Below are 18,668 nucleotides of genomic sequence, written 5' to 3'. Positions count from 1 at the left end.
GCTAGAACATCATTAACATTGGAAGATGCCATGCAAGCAATATATGCTAAAAACTGCAACTACAACCATAATATTACTATATTAATAAAGAACAAAATCAAGCAATTAAGCAGTAAATTATCAAAGGCTTGCCTCCTTTGCTTGGCAACTCTAATTCCGTAAACCCTTTTAGATTGAACGAGTGGGCTTCAGTAACGTTGTTTGGGCTGGCAAAAAGATTGTTTTGCAAAATAAACTTTTCCAATTCACTTTTTTCTGTCGGAGAAATTTTTCGGTCAACAATTTCAAATTGATCCAAAATGAATTGGCCGTTTAGAGGTCCTTCTGTTTTTTGAGAGGATTCATTTTTTTGCAGGTTAACCACCCCTTGCGGTGACAGGGGCTCATATAAACCCTCTCCTGATCGCAAAAAAAGTAAAACCGTATGGCCCCATTGATCCAGCCTATAGTCCGCAGATGTCATGATTGATTTGTTTTCCGCCCCTGGAGTTGCCACTATGAACTCATTTGATTTTTGGCTGCCCTTTAAGTAGTAATATACTTTTACTTTCCACTTTGTAACCCACCGTGATTCCGATAATCCCTGTAATTTTATTTTTTCTTCACCAATCGGGCCAACTATATCGCCAATCAGAAGAACGTCAGCTTGTTGAATTAGTTCTTGCGAAGAAAGATTAATCCAACAGGCCAGAGTTGCCCCGGGTGCAACCAAGGTAATTATAAGTACAGCTATAAAGATAAATGATAGCCTTAATTTCATTGAATTTCCCCCAATAATAAAAAACTTTCACCCGTCCGGCTGGTACATATAATTACCAGAAAACAATCAATTTAAGATTTTTGTCTTTTACCAAGCTTATAGGTCCCTATCATTAACAAGCCCCTACTGATTGCCCACTAAACAGCCGCGCTTTTAATTAGCAAAGAATTGTTTTGGGAAAGCATGGAGTTTCTTTCTGTTTATTTAATGGACGAAATTACATATTGACAAGTTCCCAATTTTTAACGTTATTTCATACTTCTTCCGTTCAACCAAACGCCTCCCGGCCTGATTATTAGGCATTGATCAAACAATCTCTACGGGTACCATCGGCTGAAGTACGACTTGATTTCTGGGCTGCCCCCTTTGGGGGAAATTGGGCAGAGCAATTAGTCTGGGAATCATTTATTTTGGACTGCACTATCCAGTCAATAATGAGTCCGTTAAAAAAATAGTCGTCAAAACAAATCAATTTAAGACGAGGATAGATAAATAATCTCACTTATTATAGGCTGTGTTAAGCCAGCAATTCCCCAGTTTCACTCAAAAACCCTCCGGTATAGGTGGTAAGCATAACGCTGCCGAAACATACATTATCGAACCACTCTCCGGCATATTCTTTTCCCTTTTTGATTACGCTTGTCTGATCAGGCGTGGAAATGGTGACAGCTACTTTTTTACCGTACTTTAAATTTTTACGTAGTCTTTTTTAATTGATTAGCTTTTGCACACAAAATCAAATTATCTACCATAATATGGTTAAGGATATCTTGCGAAGGGAGATGTTGACATGTTCTATCCACATCATAGTTTTGGAAACAATTGGTATTATGTTACAACGCCAGCGGCTAAAACGGCTCTGCAAATGCACGGTAGAGAAATCACTTACCTGGTTCCCTTTTGGTTTGGGGTAACCGAAACGGGAGGACTGGTGGACCAATCCGACCCGGAGACCGTGGCTCTCGCCAGGCAATTAAATTTACCCATATTGGCGATAGTGCACAATTTTGCAAGTCCCGAGTACGGGCCTGTCATCCACCGTTTGCTGACAACTGAGAACCTGCGCCAAATTCTAGTTAATAGTATTTTAAACATGTTGATCAAAAACAGATTTGTCGGTGTAAACATAGACTTTGAATTCGTTCCCCCAGAAGGCAGATCTTATATGAACACCTTTATGGCCGAACTTTACCACACCCTCAAATGTTACGGTTTCCTGGTCACTATCTCCGTACCGCCGGAACTTGAGGATGACCCCACTCATCCTTTTTCAGGTGCGTTCAGTTACCCCGCCTTGAGCAATTATAGTGACGCCATGTATGTGCTGGCCTATGACGAGCATGTGGCTGAGCCCGGCCCTATAGCCTCCATCGGCTTTGTCCGGCAAGTATTGTCATATGCCATGTCCGTTATTCCGCGCCACAAGATCCGCCTGGGCATGGCCGTATACGGTCGGGATTGGATCTTGGCTAACGGGCTACCCGAGGAACTATCCTATGCCGAAGCCATTAACCGGGCTGCTTTGCATAACGCCACCATCCAGTACGATAAAAATACAGAAGAATTAACTTATAACTATGTTGAAAACGGTGTTCCGCATATAGTTTGGTTTGAGGATGTACGGAGTTTCCAGGTCCGGCTGAATTTGGCCCGGCAATTGGGCATACCCGGGATAGCCGTCTGGCGCTTGGGCTTGGAAGACCCACGCATTTGGGACCTTTTCTCTGGTTATTAATTTGTTACATAGAAGAGTGATCCTAGGCTTTCTGTAAAAAAATGTGCAACATTTTTACTAACGATCCCGTTAGCCGCATATGCCACATTTCATGGCACAACAGAATACGTATGCCATAGGGGTAACACCGCAGTAATAGAGGTTCTTTAATTGTTCAGCTCCCCATCAGATAACAGCGGTGCATATATCATAACGGAATGATTTTCAGTTATATAATCATCTCCGATGACGTTATTGCTGATATCAAAAATTTTGCGCCTTAAAATATTATGACGCATATAGCCTCCCCACTGTTCATGAGTAAATATATGGTTGGTTTCGTATACCCGGTAATAATATTTTTCAGGTTGACTGCATCGCCATTGGCCATGCAAATGCACATCTCCAACCCATACGTTTAATTGATAGATTTCATTCGTATTATTCTTGATTTGGAGGTCAACATAGTTATATGCCACGGTTGCGCCACTACCAAATGGCTGGGTGCGTTCTGCGTCCGGAAAGACATCATAACTATGCCTCCATCGCTCGGTTACAGTAAGAGAAGTATGCAAGGTCATCCAATATATTAAATTAGATAACTGACACAGCCCCCCGCCCACTTCAGGCGTAATACTTCCGTTATATAAAACCATACCTTTCACATAACCTTTGTTTTTAGTCGGCTTACCAACTACCCGCCAAAATGAAAATGTTTCACCCGGTTTTATTACAATATCATTAAGGCATTGGGCAGCAATTTTTAAATTCCTTATTTTATTTTGTTGGAGCCACATATCAACGTTACGCAATTTCCGCAGCAATGGCGTTTGATGATTATAGATAATAAATTTTAATGGTTCCTTTTGCTTGGTTCCCGCATATTTTGACCAGTTAACCAACCATGAGACATAACGCGTCCAGGTAAAGTAAAACCTCCCTATGCTCATGCGCATCCTTGAACGTATTTGTGGAGGCGAATATCTGCCATGTTGTTTTAACATAAACTTAAAAACTCCATCAACATCAGATTTGCTTGTTTAATCAGCGATCCATTTTTTCTTAACTATCCTTATTAGGATCAACCCTATTGGAATAATAATAAGGGCAAAACTATAAATTGCATGGAATGCCGAAGCTTTTCCGCAAGCAAACGTATCTGCCGAACCACCCTGAAGTTTGGTTATAATATAGATAAAAGGAATAACAATCAATGAAAAGGCTGTTTTCAGAGGCTCTTGCCAAAATAATAACGAGATAATAATTAATAAAACCCAAGAGATAAACAGATATCTGAAAGTTTTGCATAACAATCCAAGGGTTTCACTTCCTTTAGCTTTGTTGGTCATCATATAACTATAAGCCCCTTATTAAACTTCAAATAACTGCTCGCAAAAGCAGGTGCATTAAAAATACTACGACAAAGACAAAAACAACATCAAAACACCGCAAAGGATAGCGCCGTTTTTCTTCATCTTTATTTGCCGGGAAAAGTGGATTAGGTTTTTGGTTTGATTGGTAAACCTCTAATAATACGGTAATAACTGGTAACACTATCGGATAGATAAAAACTCGAATATCCTGAGATAGGATAAAACATATGATGGCAACACCTAAATAGGCAAGAAAAGCAGGAATGCCAAACCTGATCCATTTATTTTTAAATTTGGTTTTATAGTAATCTGATAAATATACCTCCAAAACCCCATACAGTGCCAGTATACCTAAACCTGCCCCGCCATTTGCATAGCTAAAAAATGTTATGAAAGTGTCCAAATCAATACACCCCCAATACATCAGATAAGACCTGCATGGCCATATTGGAAACCGCTTCTGATTATTGGTATCCGAATGCTATAAAATGTTACAACTGAGATAGGTTTTTTCAGCAAAAGCGGATTATCCACATAATACTATGGGAATAATCCGCGGCAGAGCATTTGGGGGGACAAAGAAGGTTTGCCAAAATAAATCGTCACTAGCAATTTTCCAGATTGGATCCGTTTTTTATGGAGGTCACAATGACAGTGAGCACAGGATTAGTTGCTATAACCAGGGAACCATTTCCTGCAGTGGTATATTTGAGCCCGGTAAAGAAAAACGCATTATAAATAAAAATACCGGTTAACCCCAGAGAGGCCAGCAGCAGCCACTGGTTAAAACTTATCTTAACCGGTGGTTTTTCACTCGCCCGCATAACCACCCATAAGACAGCCGCGGCAATGGCAAAACGTAAGAAGGCGGCGGTAAAAGGCGGCACTTCCCTTACAATAAAGCGCGCGGCCACAAAAGTGCCGCCCCACATTAAGGTTACTAATATCAGCCGCAGGTAATGCTGGTGTATTTCTTTTTGTGTCATTGCTGGTTTCCCGCTTTCTTTGGAGCAAAGTTCTCTTGAAAATTATAGTTTAGAGGGGCACCGGCCCTCAGGTGTACTTTTTTCATTATTTACCGGGTGCCTTGATCCTCACCTCATATCAGGGACGGTATTCCGTCAATGTTAATTCTTGTCATGGTTGCCCTCCGGTAAATTCTAATTTATCAGCTTCGTGTTATGCTCATAGCACTAAACCGCTGGCTCGGTAGTTCCTGTAATATTTTCAAAGCTGTGTAATTGAATTGATGCTGCAAAGAGTCAGTTCCTTTTTTATGGGTCTCCTTTAAAATAGAGCTAATTCAATTTTAATGGAGATGTTTGAACTATAACAAAAGAAGAGGTTTTAGCCAAGCTAAAATTCGATGTAGAACTTAGAGGGTTAAGCAAGCATACCCAGGCCGAATACTATACCAAAGTTAAACTCTATGGTACGCCTGAAATACACTGCCGAAAGCGTGATCTGTCTGCAGTTCCTGGTGATGAACTTTGAGCACAGACTCCGTGTTTTTTTCTGCTACGGCTGTTCCGGCCTATTACGGGCATAATCTTTCTTTATAAAAACCTTCATTTGGTTGAAATGCGAATTGGCTCAGCAAACACTAATTAATAAGCCCCATAGATATCAAGATAAAAGATGGGCCGTTATACAAGGCATGTATTATTATTCCAACCGTAGTGTTTTGGGTTTTATGTACTGCATAAGGAAGGATTAGAACTATGGGAATTAAAATAAGCAATAAATCCACTCCAAAAGGGATATGGAAAATTAACCAAAATAACGCGACAAAGAACCACGCGTGGTTATTTTTTTGTTCAAGCCGTGTCTGAATATATCCGCGCCACAAAAATTCTTCACCCAAAATGTTAGCAGCAAACATTGGTAACCAAACTAATAGTAAGAGTTTTTCCATGCCAACAAAGGGCTTAAACTCCATGAACCAAGGAGTAGTGTCCAATGGTTTAACGCCAAAGGTATCGCTCAAAAAAGCAGAAACTCCCATTATTAGTCCCGTCATAATAAAAGCCAACAGGGTTGAAGTTACTGTATACTTCCAATCCCCATAGGTCATCGGTTTAATTGACAGCGCTTTTAGCAATTCTTTTTTACCGGAAAAACCTTCAGCCCGGGCTAATAAAATCGCACATATTAATAGCGGAATAAAGAGCAAATACCCAGTGATGAACCAATATAAAGCCGGATTGACCGAGAACTGTAACCTAATAAAAGGGATAAAAATTTTAACAAGCGCAAGAAAATATGCCGTGAAACCCAGAAAAATCATACCCGCTTTACTCCAGCTAATAGTTCGGATGACTGCGTCCACTTTTCTCCTCTTCTTTCCTATCGAACGTAGCTGTTTTTGTGGCTATTTAGTTATAAACCTCCCTATGTCGCATACCAATTTAATTTCAATCCTTTCTGATGCTTGACCCTTTTTTGAGAGAGGGTTGTCTCCTATATTATTTAACCAGATTACAAAATGCAATTGTTAAATATACCAGGTGGTCACTTCATCAATTCTAGGACGTATAGGTTGCGGCGGATTTTGTGCAGGATAACCAATAGCACATCCATCTAATCTGTACTCACCAAACGGGAGATTAAGCAAATTACAAAACTCATCATCTTGTTCCATCTGGGTTGTGATTGATACTAAATGAAAACCAAGGCCCAGTGCCGTTGCTTTTAACCACATATTTTCCATGCAATGGGCAATTGATTTATGTTGAACATCGGGAATTCCTCTTTTTTCTGCAACCACTATGTAGTACGGTGCACTCCCAATTCCCAAAGGTCCTTGCTGAGCAGTCAGTTCTAAACGCTTTAAGAATCCTTGTCCCTGAGCCTGCAGTATTGGATTTGAATTTATTTGGGCTTTAAATTGTTCGGCAAAGATACCAGCCCGATTTTTTACAACGCTTGATAATTTGTTAAGAAGTGGATTGTTTCTAGAAACAACGAAAAATTTGCGTGCGTCCTTACCTGTATTAGCTAAAGCTGCAAAGGGAGTTAAAGCTCCTGCTTGAACAATAGTTTCAATGTCCTTTTTAGTAGGCATCTCTGAAGTAAACATACGGATCGAGCGACGAGCTTTAATTATCTCATCTAGGTTTTGGTTAATAGACATTTAATCATTCCCCCTGAATTGTATCCTCTCTATACGGTTTCATAAAACAAACTGCACTTTTCCCCTTTGAGACGTCAATCCCGACACTGATCATACTATTCCTCCTAATTAAGTTGGCATCCATCCTCGCTTATTATCCATTCATATTGGTTAGTTACACGAAAGCCTCGTCGGTTTCAACCTGCTTAACCAAATGCTCATAACAAGGTGGCAGATTATCCAACGGATACGAAATTCAATGGGAAGTACGCCAGGCCATTTCTCTCCTCATTATAAGTTAATAAGCACAAGCATCCAACCCATGCATTCGGATCGTTTGTTTGTGCTTTTTATAGTACCAATGGGAAGCTGATTTTTATGGCGTTTAATATTTCCACCAACGCAAACACTATATGAGCAGCAACGCAATTTTCCTTTCCTTGGGAACCTAGAAGCGGCCCCTAATGCTCCTCTTGATGGCGGGTCAAAATTATGCACTCCCGAGACACATCGACAAACTGAGGCAGAAAAGCAAGGAAGAATAACGCGGTTTTCGGATTTAAAACTGCTACAAATGTTCCCTGGATGAATATATGCGATAGTTTTTTATGCTGAACTACCATTGGAATGTGGTCGTCTTTACTTAACAGGCGCCTAATACCAAGATATATTAGATAAAAAGCACCAAGGTATTTAGAATAGTAAATCTCCTCCTGTCAGTGCGATTATTTTGTCAATGAATATTCTTCAAAAATGTTTAACTGTATAATTGGAATAACTGGTTTTGGGTTTATGGTGTGCTTACCAATTACCTTCTCCATCCAAATTATGTCATACCACGTATCAAATTTATATCCGCATTTAGTAAAATGACCTACCGTTTTATATCCCATATGTTTATGAAATCCTATGCTTTCTGGATTTGGATAGGCAATACAGGCATTCATGTTGATAATATTCTGTTTCTTTAAAATCTCTTCTAATACCTGATATAATTTTTTTCCAATTCCATTTTTCCTGCCTTCTTGCTTAACATAAACAGAAGTCTCGACAGCCCAGCCATAGGCAGCACGTTTATTAAATGCAGACGCATAAGCGTATCCAACAATAGCATTATCTCTTAATGCCACCAAGTAAGGATATTTTTTCAGTATGTTTCTTACTCTTTCTGCAAATTCTTTTGTTGTCGGCACAACATATTCAAATGTAATCGCCGTATCTGTAACATATGGTGCATAAATCGCTAGTATTTCTTCTGTATCTGATTCAGTTGCCATACGAATTGTAATATTCTCATTCATATAAGTATCCTTTCATACTGTAATAATAGTGGATAGATGTCGGATTATTTTAACATTACAAATATGTATTATTCTAAATTTGGCATTGTATCTCATATCCATCTACCGATCGCATATGAAAACTTCCCACAGCTGAAGACGCGGGATTCCTAGTTCATACTGATTGGCTACCCGGTACAATCTCCAAACTGATACCGTTTATCCTCACGGGCATTCCGGGTGTATCCATCGTATGACATTTTGGCTCTTCGACCCCGGAAATACATTATTTTAGCTCACTCTTAACGCTAATAATATGTTACTTCCATTGTTATCAGAATGCCAGCCATTTCGCCAGTCTTCACTTCGGGGTTCAATCACTTTTGCAGTTCTGTAAAAAATAGCGGCATTTCGTGCGCAAGCTCTTGTCTTGGCAATGCTAAAAAAATTTGCTTTAATTAATTGCACCAGTTGATTTATAACAGCTTCGGTTTTGAGGACCTGGAAGCGAAAACACTCGACTAAGTCTTTTTTATAGCAAGGTGGGCGAAAGGTTTAGTTTGTTGTTTAATACCAAACGATAGAGCCTGGAGCTGGAGAAGCACCCCACGCTATCTTAACTGAGAAAACGTTAATGTTCTTGATATTAAGGCTGGTCATAGTAGAGCTTTAACAAGCCCCCGGCTTTGGCCGCGTGGTCTATGACATTATATATATACCAGTATTACAACCATCCGGCTATGTCTCCCTTTTTGGCAGTCATAATCATCGCTCTTACAAGGCACCCCTCTAAAAAAGCCAGACATTCAAACTCCATAAAGCGTGAAGCATTTTTATCAAACAAAATCTGAACTTCGCAAGGAAATTCATCATCTCCATCATAATAAACAATTTGGAGGAGGATTTTCGGCAATGCTTTCAGAAGCCATGAATAGCCGTCTGATTTCAGCTTGCCGTTAAAAACTCCACCTAATTTGCACATAGTTTCACTGAATTTTATATAATTTCCACTGAATGTTTTACCGAGCGGAGCGGTCATCCATTTTAAATCTTTACTGAATATCATCCCTGTGCCGGCAAAATAATAAATCGGCACATATGAGAATGCAGGCTCACCCACTCCTTTGGACAATGTATAGTAAGCCAGTACACTGCGATTGTTGACATTAACCGGCTTACCGTCCGTCGGATTAACACCGCGGGAACTAATTTCGTATTCTCGGCCAAGAAAATTGACAGATAGAGTACCGTCTGGCTGAAGTGACAGACCAAGCCGTTCGGCGATCTCTAAAAAATCGCATTTGCTCAATCTGGGTAAAAGGCTTTCATAATTTTTTTCATAACCACCACTCATAAGATACTCCCTTCATTGTGCGTCGCAAATAACCATTCTAGCTCTTACCTGCCGAGAGATAGGGTAATAACTATACTAGATCCCAAAGTTCCGTTTTCCGCCCTGGAGGTACAATCTGAAAATTTCCATCCCACTCGCCTTTAACAAGTTTCCGTATCACATCCAGGGTCCCCCGCATTCTGTGCTCTTCTAAGCCAAAAAACTTCGCCGGTTCTCTCATTTCCAGGAAAGTCGCATCCACATCATATGACTCATTTTCCACCAAGATAATTCTTTTATAGTCGGCCAGCATACGTTTGCCATACTTTAATGCTTTATCGTGCCCAAACCTGGGGAGCCAATCTTCATAAAATTTTTGTTTGGGATTAAAATATTTCAGCCAACCTCCGGTTAAAAAAAGGCCGCCAATTTCACTGCCTAGATTTGCGCGGTATCGTTCATTTGATCCCAAAAGCATAGCTATACAATCATGATACTGCGGTAGAACCAGGGTGGCATTTTTACTCGTTAAACCAATCAATCCATTACCACAAAGGGCATACCCCAATAGAATAAAATCCACATTACTTAACTGGTTAATCATTTTTTGTAAGGCATCTTTCAGTTTTTCCGGATTTTCATGAAGCCCAGGCTCCATGAAAATCACCGGGTAATCCATGTTACCTTCATTCAGGACGTAATTAATCTCATCCTCTATAGTGCGACACGTTAAAATTATAGCTTTAATCTTTTACACCCCCATTTTTTACAAAGAACATATGCTCTGCAACCGTGTATATGTTAAAACAGTATTGTCTCCCTATAATCACTGAGAGCCGGACACTCGATTTCCACAAACCCTACGTTATCCGCACCGGCACTTAAAAAGATTTCCCTCAGGTGATTTGAACGTAAAATAACCTGGTCATTTTTTTTATCAAATTATCTTCCTTCTTATATATGTATATGCACATATTAAAGTAAAAAAATTAAGCCAAATAATACCTCATTGCTTAATATCTTTAATATAAGTATATACACATAATAGCTTTTTGCAAACTAAATCCCGTTGCTCCCGAGTTCTTAGGTTTGGGTAGTACCAACGAAGCTGACAGCAGCAGGAGCAACGGCATGGTATGTGCCGGAATCCGCACCATACTTGATGTCTAAGTAGCAGAGATGGAGAAGGTCATCTGCTCAGTAATTCAACAATCGCAAGCCCGAAGAATTTTTGTCTCTACTACGTATCCAAGACGTTGCATTGCATCAACAAATATTATGTGTCTTACCAAAATAAAAAGCTATGGGTTCTTTACCCCAGCTCATTTATTCTTGTTAATATCTTATTTTTATTCCATAATAAATAAATAAAAGTATAATACTCAAAGAAAGTAAAAAACCTAAACCATACGAAAGAATGTTAAATAAATGAAAAAGATCATTTTTAAGAAGAAGTAATAATAATACGGGAATACTAAATAAAACCGCTGCAATCCATAAGAAAATACCGTCATTGAAAGGATGTTGATCTTGAATTTTTTCAAAGGTGGTTACTCTTTTTCAAACTCCTCTTTACCCGCGCCACAAACGGGGCAAACCCAGTCATCTGGCAGTTTTTCAAAGGGTGTGCCGGGAGTGATATCGTGTTCCTCATCACCCGCCTCCGGATCATAAACGTACCCACAAACTGAGCATACATATTTATCCATCTTGTTTTCTCCTCCTTTCTCCTTTGGCACTGCTACCGGGGCCGTTTTGGGAGTTCCCCCTTTTTTCACCTGGTGGTAATAGGCATAGGTCATGGGAACTCCATCTTTTAAGACTTCCGCTTCAGTTACCTTACCTATAAATATAGTGTGTGTACCGGCATCCTCCTCGTCTATTACCTCCGCTGCCAGATAGGCAAGGGTACCTTCAGTTAAGTAGGCTACGCCGGTCCCGTTAGTAGCATAGTTAACATTTGAAAATTTATCCACATCCCGTCCGGATTTGAAGCCAAAGTTTCCGATAAGGGATAGGGGCGCATCCTTGGATAATACTGATACGGTAAAAAGTTTGCTTTCCCTGATAAACTGGTTTGTCAGGTTGTTTTTGTTAATGCTTACTGCAATAGTAACCGGGTCCGAGGAAATTTGAAAAACGGTATTGGCCACCTGGCCGTTTTTGATCTCACCATTGCATGAGGTAATTACGTACAGCCCATAGCTGATTAGATACAAAGCTTTGCTGTTCATGCAACAGCCTCCTTTTCATTTGCCCACAAGCGTTATTCTATATAATTGTGTCCCGTTTATTCACACTTTAAAGTTTTTATTGCGAGTCTACTTGATCACTGTTACAGGTATTTTGACATTATGCAGTACTTTATAGGTTACGCTACCCAGTATAGCCGATTTTAGAAGACCTAAACCCCGGCTGCCTATTATGATCTTGTCAATGCCGTTCTTTTCTACGTAATTGATTAGTACGCTAGCAGGGTCACCTTGCATTAGGACTGCGTTTACGGAAACTCCCTGGTCCGAAAAAATTGTTTTTGCGTTTTCCAGTATTAAGGCAAATTGCTGTCGACATTCTTCATTTATTACATTTGTATCTAAAACAATTTGCTTCAACGGTTTTTCTGTCTGTTAAATTGTCCTTGCTTCCGCATAAGATTGCTGTCGGCGCACCCCAATGCCTGATTTCATTCTGCCTTGCAAAATTATAATATTCCCATGAAAGCGTTTCTCCAAATGATGTTGGTATCTCCTTTTGTACCTGAAGTTTGGCTGTGTCTACTCCCGTCCAGTTCATCATGTTTTCAATCAGATGAACCATATTCAATACAGGTGAAAGGAATAGACATTTTTGAAGCGGTTCTTTCTGATAAGCAAGGAGGCTAAAATAGGCTCCCAAACTTTCCGCATAGAGATTTAATTCCGGCCAATTATGCTTGGCGAAATTCATAATAAGCTGTAAATCATGAACGCCATTCCAAGGGTTGCACGCATATGCCTGTTTCTTACGTTCTCCATGTTCCGGCAAATCAAAACTCAGCACCTGATAACCTTTGCTTTCGGCGATGGAAGCAAAATGCGTAAAGTTCTCCTTACTGCTCATCTTGCCGTGTACGGCTATAAACACCTTGTCTGACTTCTCACCCCATATCAGGGACGGTATTCCGTCAATGTTAATTCTTGTCATGGTTGCCCTCCGGTAAATTCTAATTTACCAGCTTCGTGTTATGCTCATAGCACTAAACCGCTGGTGCGGTAGTTCCTGTAATGTTTTAAAGCTGTGTATCCCTCGCCACCGTAAACCACGCAAACTCCCTGACATACTTACCCAAGAGGAAATCCAAGCCCTTTTTAACGTCTGTGACAATTTGCGAGATAAATGCATTCTTATGACCCTCTATGGGGCTGGACTTCGCCTAAGTGAAGTGGCCTCCCTTAAAGTTTCAGATATTCATAGCGATAAAATGCAACTGTTCATTCGCAATGCCAAAGGCGGTAAAGATCGATATGCCCTGCTTTCTGAAGCTAATCTTGAGATTCTTAGAGTTTACTGGAAAGCTTACCGACCTAAAGAGTGGCTTTTTACAGCCGGATTATACCGGCACCCACATAAACCATCATAAGGTCGCCAAGAAGACAACTGGCCGAAGAATGCTTTGCCACCACGGCCTGCACATTCACCAACGGAAGTATTTCAGACTTGCTATGTTATTTCTGTACCGTTCACATATTCTGAAATATAAATCAGGATGTTCCGCTTTAATAGGAGCAAGAACCATCTCCTCAACCCAGTTCCAATATGCTGTCTGGTTTTTTTGTGATGCCTCGGTCAGTGGTAACTTTGAGGAGCGGAGCGCTTGGGTTACCGGTTGGTGCCGAAGACCGGGCGCTACCCCAAATCATAACTACCTTCTTCTAATCTCATTTAAGGTGCCACATAAACACAAGAAATGATTCTTTTGTTTACGGTTACCCTCGCTATGTACAGTCGAGGCGGACCGCCGCTTGTCGAAGTATACATAGCCTGTAAATTCCTTTTATATCCTTATATTACGCTGATCCACGGTCTTTAGTGTACTAACCTATTCTAATTTTGTATCCAACCATATTCGCAAGTCTCTAATGAAATATTGTTTCCCTTTAGTAACGGGTATACTGCTAACTGCACTAAGAATTTTCTCCTTTTTGAAAGGAAGACGTTCTAAAAATTCAGCGAGACTATATATTAAATCAACTTCCATTGCATCTGAGTAAACCTTCACTGAAGCAATATACCCGTTCTCCACCCTCAACCGGATTTCTATTTCCCCCCAAACAAACCTACGGCAATAACAGATATTAAATTCAGGGGTTTCCCCGTATCTCCATTCCCAGGAAGCATATTTACCATATAAACTTTCTATATCCAGCGGCGCATTAAACTCTTTTGCTTGCCGCCAGGTTCCCCCATAATGATTAAGAAAGCTTTCCTTCAGACATTCCATCATGCTCTTAATTGTAATATTAGCGTTTAAATTAGATAGGTTCACCACTCTGGCTTCCACAGAATCAATTCCCTTGGACACGATCTTTTCCCTGGAAACCTGTAGGTAGCGTGTAAGCTTTGTCAGGTTCGAGTTTACCAGCAGTGTTCCGTGGTGGTACATTTTATCTGTTCTGTAATAAAAGGCATTGCCTGAAAACTTCTTCCCATGAACCACAAGGTCATTGCGCCCAGAAAACTCAGCATCGACCCCTAATCTTTTTATCGCTTGCAGAATGACTACAAGCTGTCGTTCCAAATCATATAGTTTTTTGTCCATGATAAAGGTAAAGTTTAGGTTCCCCAAATCATGAAAAACCGCTCCGCCTCCGGAGAGCCTGCGGGCAAGTTTTCCCCCTTCATCCTCCAATTGCTTGCATCTACATTCTTTCCAGGCATTCTGATTTCTTCCAATCACCACTGTGTTTTCATTTTGCCATAAATACAGTATGATCTGCTTTTCCTGGACCTGATTTAAAAGTGTTTCTTCTAAAGCTAAGTTGTACCAGGGGTCATGCGAAGATGATCGAATTATTTTCGCGTCCACTTTACTATTCAGAAAAATGAATAGCACCGCCTTCAAGGGCTAAAGCCGCTTCATACACAACCTCTGCAGTTGTGGGGTGGGCATGAATGGTTTCACCAATTTGTTCTGCTGTCAACTGATTTTTCACTGCTAAAGCAAGTTCTGCAATGAGATCTGTGGCATGTGGCCCTATGATAGTACATCCTATAATCTTACCCGTCGATTTTTCCTTGATTATCTTAATAAACCCTCTGTTTTAGCCCAAGGTCAAAGCCTTACCATTGGCAGCAAAGGGGAATTTACCAACTTCAATTTCTAGTCCCTGTTTTACCGCATCCTTTTCTAACGTACCTACAGCTGCTATTTCCGGATATGTAAAAATAGCGCTGGGAACGGCGTTATATTCCATTTGACAAGGATCTTCCATAATATTTTTGACGGCTACCATAGCTTGATGGGAAGCAACATGAGCCAGCATTAATTTGCCAGTTACATCGCCAATAGCATAAATATTGGGGATATTGGTTTGCATGCGTTCATTGACTTTAATTCCTCTTCCGGAATTATTGAGTTCTATGCCTAACTTTTCAACTCCCAACCCTTCAAAGAAAGGTTTCCTTCCTGTTGCCATGAGGACCTTTTCGGCCAAAATGTACTTTACTCTTCCTTGTTGGTTAAAGGAAACAACACACATACCATCTTCACTTTTAATAATTTCTTCTACCTTCGCACCGAAATACATTCTAATTCCTATATCGCTTGCAATTTGCGTTATTTCTTCGCACACGTCTTGATCAAAACCAGATAGACATTCATTCAGAGATTCAACAACGGTTACTTCTACACCGAAATTGGCAAAAATGAAGGCAAACTCCATGCAATTACGCCGCCCCCGATAATAACCAGCTTGCGGGGCAGTTCTTCCAGCTGCATAGCCTGACCACAGGTTATTATATTTTCCAGTCCCGCCCCGGGTATATTTAACAAAGACGACGCTGAACCTGTGGCAATGATGATGTTCTTTGTCTTGATCGTCGTTTCTTCCATATTTTTTTTAACAAATACGGTTTCCTGATTCCTAATCTCGCCTTGACCGCTTATAAGTTTTACATTATGCCTATCCAAGAGATGATGAATTCCTTGCACTAACTGGTTTACTATCCGATTTTTTCTGCTCACTACTTTTTTGACTTCAATACCAATATTTTCGGCAAAGCATCCGAAATCTTCCGCATTTTTTAGATTATTATAAATTTCTGCTAAACGTGCCATAGCTTTTGTTGGGATGCATCCTCTATTAAGGCAGGTTCCGCCTACGGTATCCTTCTCTACTAATACAACTTGAGCTCCTAATTTTGCAGCTTGGATTGCTGCAACATACCCTCCGGGTCCCCCCCCAAGGATGACGATATCACATTCCAAAACCCACTCCTGCGGTTTTTACAGGCCAAAGTAACCGTAATAACCTGCGGCTTTTATTGAGCTTTCTGCTTCCGCCTTTTCTCCGTTTACGGCAGCTAAAATATCCCCTATTTTAACGACTTGCCCTACTTCAACAGAAATACTTTCTATAGTTCCATTAAATTCTGATTTTACCGGGATATTGGCTTTCCCACCCTCAAGATCAAACAAAATTTCCCCTACATTTAACTCGTCCCCCACTCCTTTATAGATTCTTGTTACCTTTTTCTCTGTGACATCGTATGATAATTTCTCTAATTTTATCTCAAACAGCATTTTTCTTTCCCCCTTAAAGGGCGAGGCAGCACCTTGGCTGCCTCAGTTTTTTAATTACGAGGTACTCTTTTTGGAAAAAGCTTCGACGGACTCTCGTACCAGGGTAACTGTATAAGCCATTGAGGGGCCGCCGCCAAAGGCCATTGCCACTCCTGCCATTTCCATAATTTCATCCGGGGTAGCACCGGCCTGCAGGGCCGCATAAACATGGTGAACTATACAGTACTCGCATCTGGCATAGACGCCAATAGCAAGGGCTGTCAGCTCTTTATGTTTTACAGAAAGAGCCCCCTCTTTAAACACTTCATTAGTAAATCCCCCGAAGCTCTTGAATAATTCGGGCTGCTGGCGGGCTACCGCACTGGTTCCATTCATTAAATCGTTTAAAATTTTTTTTACATCAGGCATTTGTTTTGACCTCCTTAAATTTTTCGGTATCAACCTCAAAGGGCCAGGCGGCAATTCCACCCTCGAAGAACTTAACATTTGTAAACCCTTCACCTTCCAGGATGCCCTGCGCCTCATAGCCTCTCATACTTAACTTACAAAAGGTAACAATTTCTTTATCTTTGGGCAGCTCCCCAAGCCGTTCGCGTAATTTACCCAGCGGAATCAATTTAACATTAGCATAAGGCAGTCTGGCTTCCTCATATTCTTTGGGGGAACGGACATCCAGAAGAATAAAATCCTCTCCTCTGTCCAGTTTTTCTTTAACCTGCAGGGAACTGATAGATTTGGCCCGCCCGTCCAGTTTATTGCGCAGGGAATTGGCGGCATGGGTCATAGCATCCATAGCAGTGGCAAACGGCGGGGCATAGGCAAGATCAAAATTAGCCAGTTGATCAACCGTGGTTCCCATGCTGATCGCAGCCACTGCCACATCCAACCGTTTATTAACATCTCCCGTTCCCACTATTTGAGCACCGACCAGCTTCCGGGTCTTGCTGTCAGCAATGAGCTTGATTACAATCAAATTGTGCCCCGGATAGAAATGGGCACGGTCCGGGTTTGGACAAATAAAGGTGGTAACCCCATAACCCAGCTTTTTAGCTTCAGTTTCACTAACTCCAGTGCGTCCTACATTAAAATCAAATACTTTTACAATTGTGGTACCCAGAACGCCGGGGAAGGTGTCTTTTCCCCCGGTCACATTGTCACCGATCACCCGCCCGTGACGGTTTGCAGTAGAGCCCATTGGGATATAGACCGGTTTTTTAGTTACAAAATGAACATTCTCTGCACAATCACCTCCGGCATAGATATCAGGGTCGCTGGTTTGCATATATTCATTAACAGCTATAGCTCCGGTGGGTCCCAGCTTTATTCCGGCTTTTACTGCCAGTTCAACTTCAGGGCGGGCACCGGCGGATACTACTACTAAATCAGCGTCAAGAGTATCTGTTACTGTATTTACCTTTTGTACCTGTCCCTGCCCCTCAAAGCCGGATACTTTTTGGGACGTTAACAGTTTTATTCCCTTTTGCTTCAGATGTTTGCCCACCAGAGCGGCAATTTCCGGATCCAATTGAGCAGGCATCAAATATTCCATCAGCTCAACGATAGTAATGTCCATACCCGGTTTTAGCTCTTGAATGGCATGTGCCAGTTCCAGGGAAATCAGACCGGCTCCGACTAAAACCATTTTATTAACTTCAGCTTTTAGCAAGGCTTGTTTAATAGCAATAGCATCGTTCATATTGCCCAGTGTATACACATTACTAAGGTTAATGCCGGGGATTGGCGGCCGGTTGGCATTGCTACCGGTAGCCAGTACTAACTTGTCATAGGGAATTTTCTTTTTTTCTCCACTTGACAGCTCAATTACTTCAACTGTTTTGGCGCTGCAGTCAATTGTCTCAGCTTTTGTTCTGGTAAGCACGTTAATATCCTTGACACTTTTAAAAAAAGAGGCGTCACGGACAACCCCGATGGGGCTGCTCATCAGATCATTGGGTTCCTTTACAATGCCGCCGATATAAAAAGGCATTCCACACCCGGCATAGGAAAGAAAATCACCTTTTTCGATAATGGTTATTTCCGCTTTAGGATCACAGCGCCTGGCTCTTGCTGCCGCTTTCGGCCCGGTTGCCACACCGCCGATAACAACTATTTTGTTAGCAGACATATTTTATCTCCTCCTATCATTCCTAAAAAAAACTTTTTTTGAACAGCTTTATCCTTTTGATTGTGCCGCATGCAACTAGGGGGAAAATATATTTTAACCTTATACCCATACCCCCATGGGTATATGTATAAGGTTAAAATATTACTCTTTGGTTAGTTTGTCAAGTGGTGAACCATAACTACTTATAAGT

At 40.9% G+C, this 18,668-nt stretch carries 19 protein-coding genes and 3 pseudogenes; 3 read left to right on the top strand and 19 right to left on the bottom strand.

From position 1 onward, the window contains the following. Nucleotides 1–97: 97 nt before the first annotated feature. The gene (locus BM056_RS20750) at nucleotides 98–760 is read right to left on the bottom strand and encodes a hypothetical protein (protein ID WP_092474050.1); all 663 of its coding nucleotides are present in this window, start codon (nucleotides 758–760) and stop codon (nucleotides 98–100) included. Nucleotides 761–1,625: 865 nt separating this feature from the next. On the opposite strand from BM056_RS20750, the gene BM056_RS20745 reads away from it, so the two are divergent. Further along, a complete protein-coding gene (locus BM056_RS20745; protein WP_238456579.1) occupies nucleotides 1,626–2,495 on the top strand; it encodes a glycosyl hydrolase family 18 protein in 870 nt (289 codons plus the stop codon). Nucleotides 2,496–2,641: 146 nt separating this feature from the next. Here BM056_RS20745 and BM056_RS20740 read toward each other — a convergent pair whose 3' ends face one another. The 4 genes from BM056_RS20740 to BM056_RS20725 form a co-directional block, all read right to left on the bottom strand. Continuing rightward, nucleotides 2,642–3,478, bottom strand: a complete 837-nt coding sequence (locus BM056_RS20740) for a VanW family protein (protein WP_092474045.1) — start codon at nucleotides 3,476–3,478, stop codon at nucleotides 2,642–2,644. Between the two features lie 36 nt (nucleotides 3,479–3,514). After that, nucleotides 3,515–3,826: a hypothetical protein gene (locus tag BM056_RS20735; protein ID WP_092474043.1), complete on the bottom strand. Its 312-nt coding sequence runs from the start codon at nucleotides 3,824–3,826 to the stop codon at nucleotides 3,515–3,517. Between the two features lie 25 nt (nucleotides 3,827–3,851). After that, the gene (locus tag BM056_RS20730; RefSeq protein WP_092474041.1) at nucleotides 3,852–4,250 is read right to left on the bottom strand and encodes a hypothetical protein; all 399 of its coding nucleotides are present in this window, start codon (nucleotides 4,248–4,250) and stop codon (nucleotides 3,852–3,854) included. 202 nt (nucleotides 4,251–4,452) lie between these two features. Continuing rightward, nucleotides 4,453–4,833 carry a DMT family transporter gene (locus BM056_RS20725; RefSeq protein ID WP_092474039.1) on the bottom strand — a complete coding sequence of 127 codons (381 nt, stop codon included), beginning with the start codon at nucleotides 4,831–4,833 and terminating at the stop codon, nucleotides 4,453–4,455. 343 nt (nucleotides 4,834–5,176) lie between these two features. On the opposite strand from BM056_RS20725, the pseudogene BM056_RS26975 reads away from it, so the two are divergent. Beyond that, nucleotides 5,177–5,278: pseudogene (locus BM056_RS26975) on the top strand (tyrosine-type recombinase/integrase); the annotation flags it as partial. A gap of 172 nt (nucleotides 5,279–5,450) precedes the next feature. Here the strand turns inward: BM056_RS26975 and BM056_RS20720 are convergent. From BM056_RS20720 to BM056_RS20680, 9 genes are all read right to left on the bottom strand, one after another. Then, a complete protein-coding gene (locus tag BM056_RS20720; protein ID WP_238456578.1) occupies nucleotides 5,451–6,176 on the bottom strand; it encodes a CPBP family intramembrane glutamic endopeptidase in 726 nt (241 codons plus the stop codon). Nucleotides 6,177–6,341: 165 nt separating this feature from the next. Continuing rightward, nucleotides 6,342–6,980, bottom strand: coding sequence for a nitroreductase family protein (locus BM056_RS20715; RefSeq protein WP_092474035.1), 639 nt, complete (start codon nucleotides 6,978–6,980; stop codon nucleotides 6,342–6,344). A 440-nt stretch (nucleotides 6,981–7,420) separates the two neighbouring features. Continuing rightward, on the bottom strand, nucleotides 7,421–7,666 hold the full coding sequence (locus tag BM056_RS20710) for a LysE family translocator (RefSeq protein WP_092474033.1): 246 nt from the start codon (nucleotides 7,664–7,666) through the stop codon (nucleotides 7,421–7,423). Between the two features lie 18 nt (nucleotides 7,667–7,684). Continuing rightward, nucleotides 7,685–8,260, bottom strand: coding sequence for a GNAT family N-acetyltransferase (locus BM056_RS20705; RefSeq protein ID WP_092474031.1), 576 nt, complete (start codon nucleotides 8,258–8,260; stop codon nucleotides 7,685–7,687). A gap of 703 nt (nucleotides 8,261–8,963) precedes the next feature. Continuing rightward, nucleotides 8,964–9,593 (bottom strand): DUF3786 domain-containing protein, encoded by a 630-nt coding sequence (locus tag BM056_RS20700; protein WP_092474029.1) that lies wholly within the window; start codon nucleotides 9,591–9,593, stop codon nucleotides 8,964–8,966. Between the two features lie 70 nt (nucleotides 9,594–9,663). Continuing rightward, nucleotides 9,664–10,251 carry a DUF1638 domain-containing protein gene (locus BM056_RS20695; protein ID WP_092474027.1) on the bottom strand — a complete coding sequence of 196 codons (588 nt, stop codon included), beginning with the start codon at nucleotides 10,249–10,251 and terminating at the stop codon, nucleotides 9,664–9,666. 871 nt (nucleotides 10,252–11,122) lie between these two features. Further along, entirely contained in the window at nucleotides 11,123–11,806 is a 684-nt protein-coding gene (gene rd, locus BM056_RS20690) for a rubredoxin (protein WP_092474025.1), read from the bottom strand. Between the two features lie 87 nt (nucleotides 11,807–11,893). Continuing rightward, nucleotides 11,894–12,184, bottom strand: a complete 291-nt coding sequence (locus BM056_RS20685) for a universal stress protein (protein WP_092474023.1) — start codon at nucleotides 12,182–12,184, stop codon at nucleotides 11,894–11,896. Beyond that, complete coding sequence (locus tag BM056_RS20680) at nucleotides 12,147–12,755, bottom strand: alpha/beta hydrolase (protein ID WP_092474021.1); 609 nt, start codon at nucleotides 12,753–12,755, stop codon at nucleotides 12,147–12,149. Before BM056_RS20680 ends, BM056_RS20685 begins: the two co-directional genes overlap by 38 nt. Nucleotides 12,756–12,852: 97 nt before the next feature. On the opposite strand from BM056_RS20680, the pseudogene BM056_RS20675 reads away from it, so the two are divergent. Continuing rightward, nucleotides 12,853–13,180: pseudogene (locus BM056_RS20675) on the top strand (phage lytic cycle repressor MrpR family protein); the annotation flags it as partial. Nucleotides 13,181–13,650: 470 nt separating this feature from the next. On the opposite strand, the gene lplA reads toward BM056_RS20675, so the two are convergent. From lplA to BM056_RS20655, 5 genes and pseudogenes are all read right to left on the bottom strand, one after another. Then, nucleotides 13,651–14,637: a lipoate--protein ligase gene (gene lplA, locus BM056_RS20670; RefSeq protein WP_174549987.1), complete on the bottom strand. Its 987-nt coding sequence runs from the start codon at nucleotides 14,635–14,637 to the stop codon at nucleotides 13,651–13,653. A gap of 4 nt (nucleotides 14,638–14,641) precedes the next feature. Further along, a pseudogene (locus tag BM056_RS20665) lies at nucleotides 14,642–15,984 on the bottom strand (dihydrolipoyl dehydrogenase family protein); the annotation flags it as partial. Nucleotides 15,985–16,056: 72 nt separating this feature from the next. Beyond that, on the bottom strand, nucleotides 16,057–16,353 hold the full coding sequence (locus BM056_RS26970) for a biotin/lipoyl-containing protein (protein ID WP_238456577.1): 297 nt from the start codon (nucleotides 16,351–16,353) through the stop codon (nucleotides 16,057–16,059). 54 nt (nucleotides 16,354–16,407) lie between these two features. Next, entirely contained in the window at nucleotides 16,408–16,761 is a 354-nt protein-coding gene (locus BM056_RS20660; protein WP_092474019.1) for a carboxymuconolactone decarboxylase family protein, read from the bottom strand. Continuing rightward, entirely contained in the window at nucleotides 16,754–18,478 is a 1,725-nt protein-coding gene (locus tag BM056_RS20655; RefSeq protein WP_092474017.1) for an FAD-dependent oxidoreductase, read from the bottom strand. Before BM056_RS20655 ends, BM056_RS20660 begins: the two co-directional genes overlap by 8 nt. Between the last annotated feature and the right edge of the window lie 190 nt (nucleotides 18,479–18,668).

The organism is Desulfotruncus arcticus DSM 17038 (genome assembly GCF_900113335.1).
Classification (GTDB): Bacteria; Bacillota; Desulfotomaculia; order Desulfotomaculales; family Desulfallaceae; genus Desulfotruncus; species Desulfotruncus arcticus.
This window is presented reverse-complemented; position numbering and strand designations above follow the sequence as displayed.

Coding starts and splice junctions, on each gene's coding strand:
- BM056_RS20745 (WP_238456579.1), top strand. CDS start 1,626: ATGCACGGTAGAGAAATCACTTACCTGGTTCCCTTTTGGTTTGGGGTA.
- BM056_RS20725 (WP_092474039.1), bottom strand. CDS start 4,833: ATGACACAAAAAGAAATACACCAGCATTACCTGCGGCTGATATTAGTA.
- BM056_RS20750 (WP_092474050.1), bottom strand. CDS start 760: ATGAAATTAAGGCTATCATTTATCTTTATAGCTGTACTTATAATTACC.
- BM056_RS20700 (WP_092474029.1), bottom strand. CDS start 9,593: ATGAGTGGTGGTTATGAAAAAAATTATGAAAGCCTTTTACCCAGATTG.
- BM056_RS20695 (WP_092474027.1), bottom strand. CDS start 10,251: ATGGATTACCCGGTGATTTTCATGGAGCCTGGGCTTCATGAAAATCCG.
- BM056_RS20680 (WP_092474021.1), bottom strand. CDS start 12,755: ATGACAAGAATTAACATTGACGGAATACCGTCCCTGATATGGGGTGAG.
- BM056_RS20735 (WP_092474043.1), bottom strand. CDS start 3,826: ATGATGACCAACAAAGCTAAAGGAAGTGAAACCCTTGGATTGTTATGC.
- rd (WP_092474025.1), bottom strand. CDS start 11,806: ATGAACAGCAAAGCTTTGTATCTAATCAGCTATGGGCTGTACGTAATT.
- BM056_RS20655 (WP_092474017.1), bottom strand. CDS start 18,478: ATGTCTGCTAACAAAATAGTTGTTATCGGCGGTGTGGCAACCGGGCCG.
- BM056_RS20660 (WP_092474019.1), bottom strand. CDS start 16,761: ATGCCTGATGTAAAAAAAATTTTAAACGATTTAATGAATGGAACCAGT.
- BM056_RS20740 (WP_092474045.1), bottom strand. CDS start 3,478: ATGTTAAAACAACATGGCAGATATTCGCCTCCACAAATACGTTCAAGG.
- BM056_RS20715 (WP_092474035.1), bottom strand. CDS start 6,980: ATGTCTATTAACCAAAACCTAGATGAGATAATTAAAGCTCGTCGCTCG.
- BM056_RS20705 (WP_092474031.1), bottom strand. CDS start 8,260: ATGAATGAGAATATTACAATTCGTATGGCAACTGAATCAGATACAGAA.
- BM056_RS26970 (WP_238456577.1), bottom strand. CDS start 16,353: ATGCTGTTTGAGATAAAATTAGAGAAATTATCATACGATGTCACAGAG.